Source organism: Qipengyuania gaetbuli (genome assembly GCF_020524765.1).
GTDB classification, from domain to species: Bacteria; Pseudomonadota; Alphaproteobacteria; order Sphingomonadales; family Sphingomonadaceae; genus Qipengyuania; species Qipengyuania gaetbuli_A.
On the sequence record NZ_JAIVLR010000001.1, the window covers coordinates 987,393 to 1,004,189 of the forward strand.

23 protein-coding genes are annotated in these 16,797 nt (G+C 66.2%); 11 read left to right on the forward strand and 12 right to left on the reverse strand.

What is annotated here, in order from left to right; translation table 11 throughout:
• The first annotated feature begins 11 nt into the window (after nt 1-11).
• Complete coding sequence (gene ubiG, locus LC083_RS05040; protein WP_226699449.1) at nt 12-770, forward strand: bifunctional 2-polyprenyl-6-hydroxyphenol methylase/3-demethylubiquinol 3-O-methyltransferase UbiG; 759 nt, start codon at nt 12-14, stop codon at nt 768-770.
• Here the strand turns inward: ubiG and LC083_RS05045 are convergent.
• Nucleotides 767-1,258 (reverse strand): nucleoside deaminase, encoded by a 492-nt coding sequence (locus LC083_RS05045; RefSeq protein ID WP_226699450.1) that lies wholly within the window; start codon nt 1,256-1,258, stop codon nt 767-769. The genes ubiG and LC083_RS05045 overlap by 4 nt on opposite strands.
• A gap of 66 nt (nt 1,259-1,324) precedes the next feature.
• Here LC083_RS05045 and LC083_RS05050 point away from each other — a divergent pair, with 66 nt between their 5' ends.
• Nucleotides 1,325-1,492, forward strand: a complete 168-nt coding sequence (locus LC083_RS05050) for a hypothetical protein (protein ID WP_226699451.1) — start codon at nt 1,325-1,327, stop codon at nt 1,490-1,492.
• On the opposite strand, the gene LC083_RS05055 is transcribed toward LC083_RS05050, so the two are convergent.
• The 3 genes from LC083_RS05055 to LC083_RS05065 all read right to left on the reverse strand — a co-directional run bounded on the left by LC083_RS05055 (nt 1,486) and on the right by LC083_RS05065 (nt 3,192).
• Nucleotides 1,486-1,833, reverse strand: a complete 348-nt coding sequence (locus LC083_RS05055; RefSeq protein ID WP_226699452.1) for an ArsC family reductase — start codon at nt 1,831-1,833, stop codon at nt 1,486-1,488. The genes LC083_RS05050 and LC083_RS05055 overlap by 7 nt on opposite strands.
• 119 nt (nt 1,834-1,952) lie before the next feature.
• On the reverse strand, nt 1,953-2,435 hold the full coding sequence (ruvC, locus tag LC083_RS05060; RefSeq protein ID WP_226699453.1) for a crossover junction endodeoxyribonuclease RuvC: 483 nt from the start codon (nt 2,433-2,435) through the stop codon (nt 1,953-1,955).
• A 10-nt stretch (nt 2,436-2,445) separates the two neighbouring features.
• Nucleotides 2,446-3,192 (reverse strand): YebC/PmpR family DNA-binding transcriptional regulator, encoded by a 747-nt coding sequence (locus LC083_RS05065; protein ID WP_226699454.1) that lies wholly within the window; start codon nt 3,190-3,192, stop codon nt 2,446-2,448.
• Nucleotides 3,193-3,435: 243 nt separating this feature from the next.
• Between LC083_RS05065 and LC083_RS05070 the strand changes: the two genes are divergently transcribed.
• Complete coding sequence (locus LC083_RS05070) at nt 3,436-4,128, forward strand: DUF4136 domain-containing protein (protein ID WP_226699455.1); 693 nt, start codon at nt 3,436-3,438, stop codon at nt 4,126-4,128.
• 96 nt (nt 4,129-4,224) lie between these two features.
• On the opposite strand, the gene LC083_RS05075 is transcribed toward LC083_RS05070, so the two are convergent.
• Nucleotides 4,225-5,220: a winged helix-turn-helix domain-containing protein gene (locus LC083_RS05075; protein ID WP_226699456.1), complete on the reverse strand. Its 996-nt coding sequence runs from the start codon at nt 5,218-5,220 to the stop codon at nt 4,225-4,227.
• Between the two features lie 124 nt (nt 5,221-5,344).
• Between LC083_RS05075 and LC083_RS05080 the strand changes: the two genes are divergently transcribed.
• Complete coding sequence (locus LC083_RS05080) at nt 5,345-5,899, forward strand: hypothetical protein (protein ID WP_226699457.1); 555 nt, start codon at nt 5,345-5,347, stop codon at nt 5,897-5,899.
• 3 nt (nt 5,900-5,902) lie between these two features.
• On the opposite strand, the gene dut is transcribed toward LC083_RS05080, so the two are convergent.
• Both dut and LC083_RS05090 read right to left on the reverse strand, forming a co-directional pair.
• Nucleotides 5,903-6,364 carry a dUTP diphosphatase gene (gene dut, locus LC083_RS05085; RefSeq protein WP_226699458.1) on the reverse strand — a complete coding sequence of 154 codons (462 nt, stop codon included), beginning with the start codon at nt 6,362-6,364 and terminating at the stop codon, nt 5,903-5,905.
• On the reverse strand, nt 6,357-8,129 hold the full coding sequence (locus LC083_RS05090) for a bifunctional phosphopantothenoylcysteine decarboxylase/phosphopantothenate synthase (RefSeq protein WP_226700019.1): 1,773 nt from the start codon (nt 8,127-8,129) through the stop codon (nt 6,357-6,359). Before LC083_RS05090 ends, dut begins: the two co-directional genes overlap by 8 nt.
• Before the next feature lie 129 nt (nt 8,130-8,258).
• Between LC083_RS05090 and LC083_RS05095 the strand changes: the two genes are divergently transcribed.
• Complete coding sequence (locus LC083_RS05095) at nt 8,259-8,642, forward strand: hypothetical protein (protein WP_226699459.1); 384 nt, start codon at nt 8,259-8,261, stop codon at nt 8,640-8,642.
• Here the strand turns inward: LC083_RS05095 and ubiB are convergent.
• Together ubiB and LC083_RS05105 are read right to left on the reverse strand one after the other, a co-directional pair.
• The gene (gene ubiB, locus LC083_RS05100; protein ID WP_226699460.1) at nt 8,639-10,201 is read right to left on the reverse strand and encodes a 2-polyprenylphenol 6-hydroxylase; all 1,563 of its coding nucleotides are present in this window, start codon (nt 10,199-10,201) and stop codon (nt 8,639-8,641) included. The genes LC083_RS05095 and ubiB overlap by 4 nt on opposite strands.
• A gap of 2 nt (nt 10,202-10,203) precedes the next feature.
• Nucleotides 10,204-10,935, reverse strand: a complete 732-nt coding sequence (locus LC083_RS05105; protein ID WP_160608329.1) for a class I SAM-dependent methyltransferase — start codon at nt 10,933-10,935, stop codon at nt 10,204-10,206.
• 56 nt (nt 10,936-10,991) lie between these two features.
• On the opposite strand from LC083_RS05105, the gene mutM reads away from it, so the two are divergent.
• Nucleotides 10,992-11,807 carry a bifunctional DNA-formamidopyrimidine glycosylase/DNA-(apurinic or apyrimidinic site) lyase gene (mutM, locus tag LC083_RS05110; RefSeq protein ID WP_226699461.1) on the forward strand — a complete coding sequence of 272 codons (816 nt, stop codon included), beginning with the start codon at nt 10,992-10,994 and terminating at the stop codon, nt 11,805-11,807.
• A 1-nt stretch (nt 11,808) separates the two neighbouring features.
• Here the strand turns inward: mutM and LC083_RS05115 are convergent, their stop codons facing one another.
• From LC083_RS05115 to LC083_RS05125, 3 genes are all read right to left on the reverse strand, one after another.
• Entirely contained in the window at nt 11,809-12,480 is a 672-nt protein-coding gene (locus tag LC083_RS05115; RefSeq protein ID WP_160608332.1) for a glutathione S-transferase family protein, read from the reverse strand.
• Between the two features lie 75 nt (nt 12,481-12,555).
• Nucleotides 12,556-13,002 carry a hypothetical protein gene (locus tag LC083_RS05120; RefSeq protein ID WP_226699462.1) on the reverse strand — a complete coding sequence of 149 codons (447 nt, stop codon included), beginning with the start codon at nt 13,000-13,002 and terminating at the stop codon, nt 12,556-12,558.
• Between the two features lie 72 nt (nt 13,003-13,074).
• Nucleotides 13,075-13,440: a hypothetical protein gene (locus LC083_RS05125; protein ID WP_226699463.1), complete on the reverse strand. Its 366-nt coding sequence runs from the start codon at nt 13,438-13,440 to the stop codon at nt 13,075-13,077.
• 99 nt (nt 13,441-13,539) lie between these two features.
• Here LC083_RS05125 and LC083_RS05130 point away from each other — a divergent pair, with 99 nt between their 5' ends.
• The 5 genes from LC083_RS05130 (at nt 13,540) to fghA (ending at nt 16,796) form a co-directional block, all read left to right on the forward strand.
• A complete protein-coding gene (locus LC083_RS05130; RefSeq protein ID WP_226699464.1) occupies nt 13,540-14,646 on the forward strand; it encodes an S-(hydroxymethyl)glutathione dehydrogenase/class III alcohol dehydrogenase in 1,107 nt (368 codons plus the stop codon).
• Nucleotides 14,646-15,002 carry a cupin domain-containing protein gene (locus LC083_RS05135; RefSeq protein ID WP_224831319.1) on the forward strand — a complete coding sequence of 119 codons (357 nt, stop codon included), beginning with the start codon at nt 14,646-14,648 and terminating at the stop codon, nt 15,000-15,002. Before LC083_RS05130 ends, LC083_RS05135 begins: the two co-directional genes overlap by 1 nt.
• Nucleotides 15,003-15,063: 61 nt before the next feature.
• Nucleotides 15,064-15,447: a VOC family protein gene (locus tag LC083_RS05140; protein ID WP_226699465.1), complete on the forward strand. Its 384-nt coding sequence runs from the start codon at nt 15,064-15,066 to the stop codon at nt 15,445-15,447.
• A 27-nt stretch (nt 15,448-15,474) separates the two neighbouring features.
• A complete protein-coding gene (locus tag LC083_RS05145) occupies nt 15,475-15,960 on the forward strand; it encodes a prolyl-tRNA synthetase associated domain-containing protein (RefSeq protein ID WP_226699466.1) in 486 nt (161 codons plus the stop codon).
• Nucleotides 15,957-16,796 carry an S-formylglutathione hydrolase gene (gene fghA / locus LC083_RS05150; protein WP_226699467.1) on the forward strand — a complete coding sequence of 280 codons (840 nt, stop codon included), beginning with the start codon at nt 15,957-15,959 and terminating at the stop codon, nt 16,794-16,796. Before LC083_RS05145 ends, fghA begins: the two co-directional genes overlap by 4 nt.
• Nucleotide 16,797 lies beyond the last annotated feature (1 nt).

The window sequence follows — 16,797 nt, forward strand, 5'->3', positions numbered from 1 at the left end:
AGCCACCCCTCATGAGCGATGCAACAACCGTCACGCCAAGCAATACTTCAGGCGGCCAAACGATCCGGCCCGAAGAGGCTGCCCATTTCGGCAAGCTGGCGAAGGACTGGTGGGACCCGAAGGGGTCTTCCGCCATGCTTCACAAGCTCAATCCAGTGCGCCTCGGCTTCCTGCGCGAGGCGATCGACATCCACTGGGCAGGCGACGTGCGCAACACCCGCCCCCTCGACGGCAAGAGCGCGCTCGACGTCGGCTGCGGCGCGGGCCTCCTGTGCGAGCCGCTGGCGCGCATGGGGGCGGCAGTGACCGGCGTCGATGCCGCGCCCGAGAACGTGGCCGCCGCTGCGATCCATGCAGAGGGCGTGGGCCTCGACATCCGTTACATCGCCGGGGAGATTGGCGCGCAGGACCTGGGGACCTTCGATCTCGTCACCTCGATGGAGGTGGTGGAACACGTCGCCGACAAGCGCGCCTTCCTCGCCCAGCTTGCCGAGCGGCTCGCACCCGGCGGGCTGATGGTGCTCTCCACCCCCAACCGCACCCCGCAATCGCGCCTCCTCATGATCGGGGCAGCGGAGGGCGTCGGGTTGATCCCGAAGGGCACCCACCACTGGGACGATTTCGTCACGCCCGAGGAGCTTGCCGATCTGCTCGAGAGCGTCGGTCTCCACATGGGCGAAGCGCGCGGCATCGCGTTTTCGCCGATGAAGGGCCTGCACCTGTCCGGCGACCTTTCGCTCAATTACATCGTCACCGCCCGCGCGGCCTAGTCGTTGGCCTGGTCCTCCTCGGGCACGTCGTCCCAAGGGCGGTAATAGAGTTCTGCGCATTCCCCGGCGAGCACGCCGCCAACCAGTTCGAGATCGTCCTTGTAGGCATCTGCCACGAAGTCGAGCGTCGAGAGATGCCGGTCCTCGAAGTACATTTCGTGCACCTCCTCGCGGCCTGCGCCGTAGACGATGCGGCTCACTCCCGCCCAGATGCTGGCAAAAGTGCACATGCCGCAGGGCTGGAGCGTGGAATAGAGCGTCGCGCCCTCGATCCGCATGTCGCCATGCGCCTTGCCGGCCGCGCGCAGGGTGACCACTTCGGCATGGGCCGTGGCATCGCAGCATTCGGCAGTCCGATTGACCCCGCGGGCAATTTCCTTGCCATCGAGCACCAGGATTGCGGCGATCGGCGTATCGGCGGGATCGGTGCCTTTTTCCGCCACCGCATGATCGTGCGCGGCGCGCATCCAGTCCTCGTCGCTCTTCATGATGAAGGCCCGCCAACCAAAGGCGTTAACCGGCTATTGAGGATATCTGCGTAGGCTAACCCGGTCATGCTCAAGAAGCTTCTCCTGTGCTCCGCGATCGCCCTGGGCCTGCTTTACGGGTCCGGCAGCAATCTGGGCGCCGTCAAACGGCAGATCACCAGCGCCGCCAACGACAATGCGCGGGCCGTGACGCAGGGCAGCAATGGCAATTGGGGCAACGAGAGCGGTTACTGAAGCGCAGCTGCCCAATCGGCTTGCGAAAAGCCAACCAGCAGCCCGCCATCGTGTTCCACGACGGGTCGCTTGATCATGCTGGGATGCTCCACCATCAGCGCGATCGCGCGGTCCCGGTCGATGCCGTCCTTCTGCTCGTCGGGCAGCTTGCGGAACGTCGTGCCGCGCCGGTTCAGCAGCACTTCCCACCCCGCCGCATCGACCCATTGCGCCAGCCGGTCAGGATCGGCCCCTTCCTTCTTGTAGTCATGGAAGACGTGGTCGATGCCCGCCTCCTCCAGCCACTTGCGGGCCTTCTTGACGGTGTCGCAATTGGGAATGCCGAAGAGCTGGATGGTCATAAGCCCCTTCCTACAGGGTGGAACACTTGGAACACGGTCCAGAGAGAAAATGCCCCGGACTACGGAAACCGCCCGTTTCCCGCCGTTCCGGGCCGTTCATGGGCGATTGCGAGGCCTGCCTAACGCGAGGTCGGCGTGTAGGAAAGGTGCGCGTCCGCGATCGCCACGGCGAGCGCATCGGCGGCATCGGCCCCGGCGATCTGCGCGCCGGGCAGCAACACCTTGAGCATGGCCTGGACCTGCGCCTTGTCCGCGCCGCCCGTGCCGACGACCGCCTTCTTGACCAGCCGCGCGGCGTGTTCGTTGACGGTGAGGCCTGCCGCCCCGCAGGCCGCCAGCACGCAGCCGCGGGCCTGCGCCAGCTTGAGCGTTGATTGCGGGTTCTTGTTGACGAAGACTTCTTCCGCCGCCGCACGGTCGGGCCGGTATTCGGCGATCACCGCGCCCAAAGCCGCCTGCAGAGCTGCGAGCCTTTCGGCCATCGGCGCCTTCGCATCGGTCGGCACCTGCCCGTTGGCGATGTGCGAAATGCGGCTGCCCTCGGCCCGGATCAGGCCCCAGCCGGTGCAGGAGAGCGAAGGGTCGAGGCCGAGGATCAGCACCGTGCCGGGCTCAACCGCCGAGCTTCTCCATGATCTCGTCCGAGATCTCGTAATTGCCCCAGACGGTCTGCACGTCGTCATCGTCATCGAGCGCGTCGACCAGCTTCAGCAGCGTGCCCGCGCTGCCTTCGTCCATGTCGACGGTGATGTTCGGCTTCCACGCAAGCTTCACGTTCTCGGCCTCGCCCAGCGCCTTTTCGAGGTCCGTTGCGACCTGGTGGAGATCGTCGGCGGCGGTCCAGATGGTGTGGCCGTCCTCGCTGCTTTCCACATCCTGCGCCCCGGCTTCGATGGCGGCTTCGAGGACCTTTTCCTCGTCGCCCGCACTCGCCGGGTATTCGATCAGGCCGAGCCGTTCGAACCCGTGCTGCACGCTGCCTTCGGTGCCGAGGTTGCCGCCGTTCTTGCTGAAGGCGGTGCGCACGGCAGTGGCGGTGCGGTTGCGGTTGTCGGTCAGCGCCTCGACGATCAGGGCAACGCCTGCCGGGCCATAGCCTTCGTAACGCACTTCCTCGTAGTTCTCGCCGTCACTGGCCGATGCCTTGTCGATCGCGCGCTGGATATTGTCCTTCGGCATCGACTGGGCCTTGGCGGCGTTCACTGCCAGGCGCAGGCGCGGGTTCATGTCCGGGTCGGGCATGCCCATTTTCGCTGCCACGGTGATTTCGCGGCTGAGCTTCGAAAACAGGTTGGAGCGCTTCTTGTCCTGCGCACCCTTGCGATGCATGATGTTCTTGAATTTGGAATGGCCGGCCATGGCTGACGATCTGCCTTGCTTGGGAATGGGTTGAATCGCCGGGTCCCTTAGCCCTTGTCGCACCGCGCCGACAAGCCTTGCGGACGGACACATCATTTGTGAATTCGCCTATTCAATGCCGGTTCATGGCCAAAGCTGTACAAGTCATGACATTCGCTGGCAGATTGTCTTGGGGAAAGGGCAGGCTGCACCATGAAAACCAAATCGTGTAAGCTCATCGCCAAGACGCGAAAGGACCGAGCCATGACTACCCGCAAGCAGGGTTTGGGGCGCACACTCAAGCTGGCCTCCGTACCCGTAATCCTCGCAAGCCTCGCCGCCTGCGCCACGCCGTTCAAGGCCGACGTGACCCGCTTCGAAACGCAACTTCCCGCCCCCACGGGCGAAAGCTTCTTCGTGGTGGCGGACGATCCGGCACTGGCCGGCGGTCTCGAATTTTCCATGTACGCCGACCAGGTCGAAGCGCAGATGGAGCGTCTCGGCTATGTCCAGGCGGCTTCGGCCGATGCGGCCTCGCTGCTGGTCCGGTTCGACTACGGCGTCGACAAGGGCCGCGAGCGCGTGCGCACGACCGGCTTTGCCGACCCGTTCTACGACCCGTGGTACGGCTATCGCGGCTATTATGGCTCGCGCTATTATCGCACCCACCCGGGCTTTTACCGTCCGCGCTATTTCGGTAGCCGCTGGGGATTCGGCTTCTACGACCCGTGGTTCGGCAGCCCCGAAGTTCGCAGCTACACGGTCTATACCAGCGGCATCGACATGAAGATCGACCGCGCCGCCACGGGCGAGCGGCTGTTCGAAGGCAAGGCGCAGGCCCTGTCGACCTCGAACCGCCTGCAGTATCTGGTGCCGAACTTGGTCGAGGCCATGTTCACCGACTTCCCCGGCAATTCGGGCGAAACGGTGCGCATCTCGATCAAGCCGGAAAAGTGATGCTCCGCCGCTCCATGTGAGCGGACCGGTATCGCCTCCTTGAGGGGAGGCACACGAAGGGCGGCCATGGATCGGGCCGCCCTTTTCGTATCCGCCTCAGCTGCGCGCCGCGATCCGGTGGGCGGCGGCGATAGAGGCGGTGAACAAGACGGCTTCGAACAGGATGGCCCCCGTGCCGAGCGCGGGCGAACCCAGCCCGTCGAGCAGCAGGCGCGAATCGGGAAATCGGCCCTGCAGTTCGTAAAGGCTTCCGGCGAAGAGGCGTCCCCCGGCAATCGCGATGAGCGCACCTGCCGCAAGGCCGGCGGCGAGCGTGCCTGCCGATCTGGCGACAACGCTGGCCCGTGACCGCACGAGTGCCGCGCCCGTACCGGCGGCCAGCCCCAGCACCAATCCTTCGAACAGCCCCGTGACCTGGCCCAGCGACTGGCCGGTCAGCAAGGCCACCCCGTCGAGGCTGAGCACCTTGCCGAAACCGCCGACAACGAGGCCGCCCAGCCCCGCGCCAGCGACCAGCCAGAGCGGTTTTTCAGGCCGCAGCATACGCACGGCTGCCATGCCCAGCCCGATGCCCGCCCCGCCCAGCACGCCGAGGCAGGCTGCCAGAAGTGCGAGGAGCAGCGCCGCCTGCCCGCTCCCGCTCGCCGCGATGCCGTAGACGAGGCCGCCGACCATGCCCGCAGCCCCGCCGCCCAGCGTCGTCGCCCCGGCGAGGCGGCCGGCATCGCTGCGCGCCGGGGTGGGCGCGGGTCGCCGATGCGACGCTTCGCCGTTATCGACCTCGCACAGGAAGCGGTAGCCGTGCTTGGGCACCGTCTGGATGAAGCGCGGGGCCGATGCCTCGTCCTCCAGCGCGCGGCGCAGCGTGCGCACGCATTGCGTCAGCGCCTCGTCGGTCACGGGAATGCCCTGCCACACCTCGTCCATGAAGCGGTCCTTGGTGACGAGCGCGCCGCGCGCCTCGACCAGCAGGACCAGCGCATTGAAATAGCGGCTGCCCAATTCCACCGGCTCGCCCGCGCGCGCCAGCCGGCGGTTCGCCAGGTCGAGCGTGAAGGCGTCGAACCGCAGGATGTCGCTTCTGTCTCCCATCGCCAGACGCTTAGGCGATGAGGCGGGCATGATGAAGGGTTTCAGTGATTGCTCACGAATTGCTCATGCCGCTCATCCCCGTTTCGGGCAGGCCGAAGTCATTGTTACACAAGGACCAACGACCATGACCCAAGACAGGATTTCGAGCCGCGGCTGGCTGAACGGCTGGCGCATTGCCGGATGGGGCGCGCTGCTGGCGCTGCTCGCCCTGCCCGCCATCGCGATGCAGTTCACCGCCGAGGTCCAGTGGACGCCGATGGACTTCGTGTTCGCAGGCGTTCTGCTCACCGCGCTCGGCACGGGTTTTGAACTGGCGGTCCGGTTCGGCGGGGCGGGTGCCAAGGGGATCGGCATGGCGATTGCCTCGCTCGCAGGCTTCCTCACTGTCTGGGCCAATGCCGCAGTGGGCTTCATCGGGCACGAGGGCGAGCCGGTGAATGCAGGCTTCACCCTGCTGGTGGTCGCCGGCGCGCTTGCCGGCCTTGCCGTGTGGTTCCGCCCTTCTGTGATGCGCTGGATCATGGCCGCGATTGCGCTGGGCCAACCGCTGCTGGGCGTGGCCGCGCTATGGATGATGCCGGGCCACGCGGTCGAATGGGGCATCCTGGTGATTTTCGCAGGCCTGTGGGGCGCAGCGGCGCTGTGCTTCCACCGCGCGCACCTGCGCACGGCGGGATAGCTGTCAGGCGAGTTTCGCGTGTCCGCCGGTGGAGCCGAAACCGCCGACGCCGCGGCTGGTATCGTCGAGTTCCTCGACCTCGTCCCAGGCAGCCTGCACCACCGGGGCGAGCACCAGCTGCGCGATGCGATCACCGCGCGCGATAGCGAAATTGTCCGGCCCGTGGTTGATCAGGATGACCTTCAGCTCGCCGCGATAGTCGCTGTCGATCGTGCCCGGCGTATTGGGCACGGTTATGCCGTGCTTGAGCGCGAGGCCCGAGCGCGGGCGGACCTGGATTTCGAAGCCTTCGGGGATCGCCATGGCAAGGCCGGTCGCGACCGCGTGGCGCTGGCCGGGCTTGAGCGTCACCGCTTCGGCAGAGAGCACGTCCATGCCCGCTGCCCCGCCGGTTGCGTAATGCGGAAGGTCGAGGCCATGCCCGTGGGGCAGGCGCTTCACCTTCACGCCGACCGGATCACTCATGCTCGTCCTCTTCCGCGGTCTCGACCAGCGCTTCGGCGGCGCGGCGCACCAGTTCGCGGGCAACGTCGTCCTTGGCCATTTCGGGCAGGCTCTCGACGCCCTTGTTGGTAACGATGTGGACCTGGTTCAGATCGCCGCCCATCACGCTTTCGCCCACGGCGCCCGAGACGTTGTTGGCGATGATCCAGTCCGCGCCCTTGCGCTTGCGCTTGGTCTTGGCGTTCTCGACCACGTTTTCCGTCTCGGCGGCAAAGCCGATGAGCAGGTGCGGACGCTTGCGGCCTGCAGCCACGGCGGCGAGGATATCGGGGTTTTCGGCAAGGATGAGCGCCGGCGGGGCGGACCCGCGCTTCTTCATCTTCTCGTTGGCGACGTGCTTGCTCTTCCAGTCGGCCACGGCGGCAACCATGAAGGCGGCATCTGCGGGCAGCGCATTGCGCACTTCCTCGGCCATGTCTTCTGCCGTCTCGACATCGATACGGTCGACGCCCGGAGGGGTTGGCAAATGCACCGGGCCCGCGATCAGCGTGACGCGCGCGCCTGCGGCGGCGGCCATGGCGGCAATCGCGAAGCCCTGCTTCCCGCTGGAACGGTTGGCGATGTAGCGGACCGGATCGATCGGTTCGCGCGTCGGGCCTGCAGTGACCAGCACGTGCTTGCCGTAAAGCGGGCGGTGTTCGGGATCGGGATCGAATTCGGGCTGGCCGGCGAGCGGGGAGTCGTCGAAATCGACCTCCTGCGTCTGCACGTCGTCCGCGACCGGCTGCGGCATGGCGCGCGCATCCTTGCGCGCGACCGTGTGATTGAGCGCTTCGGGATCGATCGGCGGTGCGGCTGCGGCCCCACCCTTCTTGGCGAGCAGCGGCCCGGCAAGGTCGGGATTGATCTCGGTATTCTCGACCAGCGCCTCGGCATCGAGCATTTCGGGTTCGGGCAGGTCTTCGAGCTCTTCGTATTCCTGCTCGATTTCCGCGTGCGTGCGCTTGGCGGTGGACCGCGGAATGATCATCGACAACAGGCCGCCAAGCCCGCCGCCGGTCTTCTCCAGCTCTTCCTCTTCTTCCGGCTCGAGCGCCTCCACCTCGGGCTCGGCTTCCGCTTTCTTCTTCTTGGAAGCGGGCGGGGCGAGCTGCGGCGCGGGCGCGGCCAGTTCGGGCAGGTCGATGTCGATTTCGAGCTCGGCAGCGATCTTCTGCAGGATGGCGACCGGTTCGGGCAGGCGGCCGGGGCCGAATTCGCCGCAGGCCATCGGGCCTTCGTCCGGGTCCATCACGCGCACGCCTGCCTGGCGCAGCCAGTCGGCATTGCGCTGGGTGGCGGAATGCTCCCACATCTTCACGTTCATCGCGGGCACGGTCAGCACCGGCTTGTCGGTCGCGAGGATCAGCGTGGTGGCAAGGTCGTCGGCAATGCCTGCCGCCATCTTGGCGAGCAGGTCCGCCGTGGCGGGACACACGACCACAAGGTCGGCATCGCGCGAAAGCTGGATATGGCCCATCTCGACCTCGTCCTTGAGATCGAAGAGCGAGGTGTAGACCTTCTTGCCCGACAGCGCGGCGAGCGCCATCGGCGTGACGAACTGCTGGCCGCCTTCGGTCAGCACGCAGGTCACCTCGCCGCCCGCCTTGCGGATCAGGCGCACGAGTTCGCACGACTTGTAGGCCGCGATACCGCCGCCGATGACGAGCAGGATCCGGGGCCCGCTCACGCGCCCTTCCCCGTCACGATGGTCCTGCGCGGCGTCCGCGCTGATCGGCTGGTGCATTCCCATTGCGTCATCGTTGCGCTTGCTAGCGCCCCCTGTCCGTCATTGCCAGCACGCAAAACGCGCGCGATTGCCCGAATACCCATGGCACCCTATGGTTTAAAAAAAGGAAACGGAGGGGTTTCGCAGATGAATTTCATTCTCGCATCGCTGATAGCGCTGGCCGCATTGCTCGACCTAGTGCTGGGCGTCAGCTTTCTCGTCGACCCGGCGCTGGCCGGCGTCGACTTCGGCCTGACCGCAACAGGCGCGATGGGATTGTCCGCCATGCGCGGCGATTTCACCGCTTTCTTCCTCGTCTCGGCCATCTTCATGGGCTGGGGCGCATGGAAGCGGCGCGGCGACGTGCTGCTGCCGGCACTGATGCTGTTTGCCATCGCCTTTACCGGCCGGCTGGTGAATCTTTTTGTGGTCGGGACGTATGACGGCTGGTGGCAGCCGATGACGGTCGAGGCGCTCCACGTTGCAGTGCTGGCTTTCGCCATGCTGCAGTGGCGGGGCAATCCGGCCTAGCCGATCCAGCCCTGCGCGGCGGCCAGCCAGCCGGCCAGCCCGGCGCCTGCCGCCACCACGAGGTAACCCAGCAGTCCGCGGCTGCGTTCGCGGCGCGCGCGCCGTTCCCACATCAGCTCGACCTCGGGCAGCGGGGGCGGTTCGGGCGCGCCGCCCTTGGGCGGGTAGCGTTCCTCTATCCGGCGCACGAGTTCGGGAATGCGCAGCAGCGTTTCCGTATCGGTCCTGATACGGTCGGCAATCGCCGCTTCCGGCCCAAGCTCGTCGCGGATCCAGCTGCGCACGTAAGGCGCGCTGGTGTCCCACATGTTGATCTGCGGGTTGAGCTGGGTGGCGATCCCTTCGACCATCACCATGGTCTTCTGCAGCAGCAGCAAGTGCGGCTGCGTCTGCATGTCGAAATCGCGGGTGATGGCGAACAACCCGTCGAGCATCTGGCCGACCGACAATTCGCTGACCGGCTTGCCGCGCATGGGTTCGCCCACCGCTCTAAGTGCCGTCGCGAACTCGTCGACATTGTGATAGCTCGGCACGTATTGCGCCTCGAAATGGATCTCGGCGACGCGTTTGTAATTGCCCGTGGTCAGGCCGTAGAGGATTTCCGCCAGCCACATCCGCGCCTGCCGGTCGATGCGGCCCATGATCCCGAAATCGATCGCCGCGATGGTCCCGTCCGATTTCACGAACAGGTTCCCCTGGTGCATGTCGGCATGGAAGAAACCGGCGGCAATCGCCTGCTTCAGGAAGGCAAGGACGAGGCGGCTGGCCAGTTCCTCGGTATTATGACCGGCGGCCTTCAGCGCCTCGACATTGCTGATCTTGATGCCGTCGATCCAGTCGACCGTCATCACGCGGCCATTGGTGCGGTCCCAGTCGATGCCCGGGATCTCGTAGCCTTCGGTGCCGACCATGTGTTCGGCCAGTTCCGACGCACTCGCCGCCTCGCGCCGCAGGTCGAGTTCGCGATTGGTCCAGCGCTTGAAATTGGCGATGACGAGACGCGGGCGCAGGCGCGCGGCCTCGCCGCCCATCGCCTCGACATGGGCGGCGGCCCATTCGTAGGTGTCGATGTCCTTGGCGAACTGTTCGCGCACGCCCGGGCGCAGCACCTTGACCGCGACCTGGCGGCCTTCGGTCGTGACCGCGCGGTGGACCTGCGCGATCGAGGCCGCACCCACGGGCACGGGGTCGAATTCGGAATAGAGGCTTTCGAGCGGCTGCTCGAAGCTTGCCTCGATGCTCGCCTTGATCTTGTCGAAGCCGACCGGCGGCAGGTCGTCCTGCAGTTTCAGTAGGTTGCGCGCGGCATCCTCGCCCACGAGATCGGGACGTGTCGCGAGCGTCTGGCCGAGCTTGATCGCAGCCGGGCCGATGTCGCGGAAGGCGCCTGCGTAGTCCGGCTCTCTCGGCTGGATCGTCCCCAGCCGCGCAATCCGCGCCAGTCGCTTGACCGGCGGCGGCGTGTTGGGATCGCGCTCGATCCCGCGCAGCGCGCCGTGCTTCGCCAGCGTACGGCCCCATTTGAGGAGCCGGAGAATATGCGTTGCGGGGCGTGCCACCCTTAGACTTTCCACCCCGAATGGATCGCGACGAGACCGCCCATGATCGGCTCGACCCGCGTGTTCACGAAGCCCGCGTCACGGATCATGCCTTCGAAAGCGGGCATGTCGGGGAAGCGGCGGATCGATTCGATGAGGTAGCGGTAGCTGTCCTCGTCGCCCGCAATGGCCTTGCCGATCTGCGGCACCAGCTTGTGCGAATAGAGGTCGTAGGCTTCCTTGAAGCCGGGCCATTCGACGGTCGAGAATTCGAGGCAGTAGAAACGCCCGCCGTATTTCAGCACGCGGTGCGCCTCTTTCAGCGCCTTGTCGATGTGGGTGACGTTCCGGATGCCGAAGGCGATGGTGTAGGCATCGAAGATCCGGCTGGAGAAGGTCAGCTCCTCGGCGTTCTGGCGGCTCCAGACGAGGCCGTCGATCCCGCGCTCCATCGCGCGTTCGATGCCGACGTCGAGCATGTCCTGGTTGATGTCGGACACGGTCACGCTGGCGCCCTTTGCGGCCATGCGGAAGGCGATGTCGCCCGTGCCGCCCGCCATGTCGAGGATCGCCTCGCCCGGCTGCGGCTTCACGCGCTTGACGAAGCGGTCCTTCCACAACCGGTGCATGCCCGCGCTCATCGCGTCGTTCATGATGTCGTATTTGGCGGCGACATTGGAAAAGACCTCGCCCACGCGGCCGGTCTTCTCGCTTGCGTCGATGTCTTCGTAGCCGAAGGAAACGGTGTCGTTCATGGGGGCGTGCCTTAGGGGGAATTGAGCGGAGCGCAAAGGGTGTTAGAGGGGTTTTCATGCCCGAGTTACCTGAAGTCGAAACAACGGTGCGCGGCCTTGCGCGGTTCCTCGAGGGCGAGACGATCACCCGCGTGGTGGTCAACCGCCCCGACATGCGCCGCCCCTTCCCCGCCGATCTGGTGCAGGCGCTGACCGGCGCAAGCGTGACGAATCTCTCGCGCCGGGCGAAATACGGCCTCGTCCATACCAGCCGCGACCATGCGATGGTGTTCCACCTCGGCATGAGCGGGCGCTGGCGCATCGATCCGGGCGAGGACGACAAGCACGACCATCTCGTTCTCGAGACGGCAGGCCACCGCTTCGCGCTGAACGATCCGCGTCGCTTCGGCTCGGTCGACCTCATGACCAATAGCGAACTGGTAACGTGGAAGCCCTTCGCCGCGCTGGGGCCGGAGCCGCTGGGCGACGCGCTCACCGCCGAACACCTGCGCGAGGAAACGCGCGGGCGAAAACAGGCGATCAAGCTGCTGCTATTGGACCAGCGGATCGTGGCAGGCCTCGGCAATATCTACGTCTGCGAGGCGCTGTGGCGCAGCGGCATCCATCCGGGGAAGGCCGGCGGCAAGGTGACCATGCCGCAGCTGAGGCGCCTCGTCCCTGCCATTCGCGAAGTGCTCGAACAATCGATCCGCGACGGCGGCAGCACCTTGCGCGATTTCGCCCAGCCCGACGGCAACCTCGGCTATTTCGCCACCCGATTCCACGTCTACGGCCGCGAGGGCGAGCCCTGCCACCACGAGGACGGCGGCGCGATCCGCCGCATCGTGCAAGGCGGGCGCAGCACTTGGTTCTGCCCCGTCTGCCAGAAGTGACCTAGAGGTCGAGCGCCGCGTATTCGCGGGGCGGGGGCAGGCCTTCCATCTTCTCGCTCAGCAGCGGGCGGAAGCTCGGGCGGCTCTTCATGACCATGTACCAGTCGTGCGCCTGGTCGTGGCCCTTCCAGTCGATCGCCCCGAGGTAGTCGACCACCGACAATTGCGCCGCGCAGGCGAGGTCGGCGAGGCTGAGCGTGGGTCCTGCGAGCCATTGCCGCGTGTCGACCAGCCAGTCGATATAGTCGAGGTGGCCGTGCAGCAGCTTGCCCATCTCGCGCAGCACGCGCCCGTCGGGCGACTGGCGCAGGACGAGACGCTTCTTCATCTTCTCGTGCAGCGCGGGCGCGGTGACGTCGCCGTAGAGGTTTTCGTCGAACAGGCTCACCAGCCGGCGGATTTCCGCGCGCTGGAGGGCATTGCCCGAGATCATCGGATTGCGATCGACCGTTTCCTCGAAGAATTCGCAGATCGCCTGGCTGTCGCTCAGCGCGACGCGGCGGCCCGGGTCATGGAGGACCGGCGTGCGCCCGGCGGGATTGAGGTGCCACAAGGCATCGCGCGCCTCCCACGGGTTTTCCCGCACGAGTTCGTAAGCGATCGACTTTTCGCCCATCAGCAAACGCAGCTTGCGGCTGAAGGGACACAGGGGGAATTGGTGGAGCTGCCACATGCTTCACCGCCTATGCGACAGCAGCGCGCGCCCGTCCACCGGGCAGGCGCATTTTGGCGGAAATTTACCCGTGGATCAGCGCTGCTTCGGCATCGACTGTTCGAAGCGCCTGGCCATGGCGCGCAGTTCGGGGGCCATCGCCTCCATCGCGCCGGCCAGCGCGCCCATGGCTTCCATGGCGCGGGGCAGGTTCTTCTCGATTTCCGCCGGAACGCGCGAGGAGCCGGGCGCGAGCGAGCGGATCGTCGTGCCCTTGTCCATCGCCGGGGCTTCCTCGCCCGCGATATCGGCCAGTGCCTCGGTCAGCGGGGCGATCGGCAGGTCGAGCAGCACTTCGCCCATGGCGCGCGCCATCATCGCCAGTTCCTGCTGGCGCACGGGGTCCGACAGCTTGTCCGACATCTGTTCGAGCGAGGTACCTTCCGCCTCTTCGGGCGTCAGCAGCTGCGCATCCTGCGCCAGCGCGGGCAGCGGCGCGGCAAGGGCGGCGAAACCGGTCAGGGCAAGCGGGAAGGAGCGCATCTGGAACCTCTGTCTTGAGCGAGGGGCAATCCTATCCCCGAACGCCGCTGAGCGAAAGCTGAACGCGAGCCCTTAAAGGCCCGAGGCGTCGAGCATCAGCAGGCAGGCGGGCATGACCGCGTGGAGCGAGGCGGGATCACTGCCCAGCGCCGCGCCTTCCGCCATCACCAGCGCGCGCATCGCCTCGCGGTCGGCGCCGGTCTCGTCCATCAGCCGCGCGGTCGAGCGCACGAAGAATTCCAGCCCGCGTTCTTTCAGGTCCGGATAGCGGGCCATGGCCTCGTCCCCTTCGGCCTGTCCGCGCGCGACGATGGCGAAGGCGGCCCCGCAACGCACCGAGGCCTGCTGGGCGGCGTCGAGCTGCGGCGGTGCAGGCGCATCCTGCGCGGCAAGCGGGGTGGCAAGGCCGAGGGTGGCGAGAAGGGCGAGCTTGTTCATGCCTGCCGCCCTACCCGCTTGCCGATGAACCGCAAGCAACTTGGCTTGCAGCGGGTGCGCCCCGCTCCTACCCACGCGGGCAAAGAGGAGATTCGATCCATGAAAACCCGTGCCGCCGTCGCCTTCGAAGCCAAGCAGCCGCTCGAAATCGTCGAGCTCGACCTCGAAGGCCCCAAGGCAGGCGAGGTGCTGGTGGAAATCATGGCGACCGGTATCTGCCACACCGATGCCTACACGCTCGACGGGCTGGACAGCGAGGGGATCTTCCCCAGCGTGCTGGGCCACGAAGGCTGCGGCGTGGTGCGCGAAGTCGGCGCAGGCGTCACCTCGGTGAAACCGGGCGACCACGTGATCCCGCTCTACACGCCGGAATGCCGCCAGTGCAAAATGTGCCTGTCGGGCAAGACGAACCTGTGCAGCGCGATCCGCGAAACGCAGGGCAAGGGCCTGATGCCCGACGGCACGACGCGCTTTTCCTACAACGGCAAGCCGATCTACCACTACATGGGCTGTTCGACCTTTTCCAACTTCACCGTCCTGCCAGAAATCGCGGTTGCCAAGATCCGCGAGGACGCGCCCTTCGACACCACCTGCTACATCGGCTGCGGCGTCACGACGGGCGTGGGCGCAGTGGTCAACACGGCGCAGGTCAAGCCGGGCGACAATGTCGTGGTCTTCGGCCTGGGCGGGATCGGTTTGAACGTCATCCAGGGCGCCAAGATGGCCGGCGCCGACCGCATCGTGGGCGTCGACATCAACAATTCGAAAGAAGAATGGGGCCGCAAGTTCGGCATGACCGACTTCGTCAATCCGAAAGACGTCGGCAGTGTCGTCGAAACGCTGGTCAACATGCTCGACGGCGGGGCGGACTACAGCTTCGACTGCACCGGCAATACCGCGGTCATGCGCGATGCGCTGGAATGCTGCCACAAGGGCTGGGGCACCAGCATCATCATTGGTGTGGCGGAAGCGGGCAAGACGATCGAGACGCGCCCCTTCCAGCTGGTCACCGGCCGCAATTGGCGCGGCACCGCGTTCGGCGGAGCCAAGGGCCGCACCGACGTGCCCAAGATCGTCGACTGGTACATGAACGGCAAGATCGCGATCGACCCGATGATCACCCACCGCCTGAGCCTGGAAGAGATCAACAAGGGCTTCGACCTGATGCACGCGGGCGAAAGCATCCGTGCGGTCGTGGTCTATTGATGCCCGCCAAGGTCAATCTCGACGACAAGTTCGGCCAGTTCACCGAGCAGTGGGCGCCCCGCATCGCGGCGCGCTTCAACGGCAACGAAGTGCGCTTGTGCAAGGTCGAGGGCGAGTATCACTGGCACAGCCATCCCGACACGGACGAGCTGTTCCTGGTGATCGAGGGCGCGCTGGAAATCGACTTTCGCGACCGGACCGAAACGCTCGGCCCCGGCGAGATGATCGTCGTTCCGCGCGGCACCGAACACCGCCCGCGCGCACCGCATGGCGAGGCGAAGCTCTTCGTCATGGACACCGAGGGCACACCCAATTCGGGCGATCATGCCACGGCAAAGGTCGCGGTCGACATCTGAGCGCTTGCGCGCCCTGCCGCCGCGCTTAAGGTGGCGAATCGAAACCTAAGGGAGAGAGCCCATGTACAGTCACATGATGGTCGGATCGAACGACATCGACCGGTCGAAGAAGTTCTACGATGCGATCTTCAAGGCCATCGGCGGCCGCGAAGGCATCGTCGATGAAAAGGGTCGCCTGATCTACCTGCACAATGGCGGCGCGTTCCTCGTGACCAAGCCGATCGACGGCGAACCGGCCACGGCCGGCAACGGCTGCACCGTCGGCATCGCCATGACCCCCGAACAGGCCGATGCCTGGCACGCGGCCGGCGTCGCGGCAGGCGGCACCGCGATCGAAGACCCGCCGGGCGTTCGCGGCGAAGGCACGCCCAATGCCATGTATCTCGCCTACCTGCGCGATCCGGACGGCAACAAGCTGTGCGCGCTGCACCGGATGGGTTCGTAAGCTTTGCCCCAAGCCAGTGAAGCGGGATTGCGGGCAGACCTCGCGGCGCTCGCAATCCCCTTCGCCGAGCACGAGCACGAAGCGGTCTTTACCGTCGAGCAGAGCCGCCATGTCGATGCCGAGATACCCGGCGCGCATACCAAGAACCTGTTCCTTAAAGACGCCAAAGGCGCGTTCTGGCTGGTCACCGTGCCGGCCGAGGCGCGCGTCGACCTGAAGGCGCTGCCCGGTGCCATCGGCTGCAAGCGGGTGAGCTTCGGCAAGGCGGAGGACATGGAACGGCTGATCGGCATTGCGCCCGGCTCGGTCACCCCGCTCGCCATGATCAATGCAGAACCGGGCAGCGTGACCTGCGTGATCGAGGCAGGGCTGGCCGCCGCACCCCGCATCAATGTCCACCCGCTTCGCAACACCGCGACGCTGGGGCTGTCCGGCGCTGACGTCTTGCGGCTGATCGGACATTGGGGCCATGCGCCGCGCGTCGCCGAAATCCCGGTGCAGGAGTCCGCATGACGCTCGAATATTTATCGCAGAACCGGGCCTTCGACGGCGACCAGTTCGTGCTGTCCCACCATTCCGAGGCGACCGGCACGGAGATGACCTTCTCGGTCTATGTCCCGCCGCACCTGCCCGGCGTGAAGCTGCCGGTGCTGTGGTATCTTTCCGGCCTCACCTGCACCCATGCGAACGTGACCGAGAAGGGCGAGTATCGCCGTGCGTGTGCAGAACACGGCATCGTCTTCGTGGCCCCGGACACCTCTCCGCGCGGGGAGGACGTGCCCGATGCGCCGGACGAATACGACTTCGGCAAGGGCGCGGGCTTCTATGTCGATGCGACGCAAGACCCCTGGAGCCGCCATTACCGCATGCGCAGCTATATCGAGATCGAGCTGCCGCAGGTGGTCGCGGGCGAGTTCCCGGTCGACCTGTCGCGCCAGGCGATCACCGGCCATTCGATGGGCGGGCACGGCGCGCTCACCATCGGCCTGCGTGATCCGGCGCGGTTCCGGTCGATCAGCGCCTTCAGCCCGATCGTCTCGCCCGGCAGGGTGCCGTGGGGCGAAAAGGCGCTGTCACGCTATCTGGGCGACGACCGCGAGGCCTGGCGCGCCTATGACGCGGTCGCGCTGATCGAGGACGGCGCGCGGCACGACCATATCCTGGTGGACCAGGGCACGGCGGACCAGTTCCTGGAAGAACAGCTGAAGACGGGCGCGCTCTCGCTCGCCTGCGCCAAGGCCGGCATGTCGCCGGAGATCAGGATGCAGGAGGGCTACGACCACTCCTACTACTTCATCTCCAGCTTCATGGCCGACCACATCGCCTGGCACGCGGCGCGGCTGGGCTGAG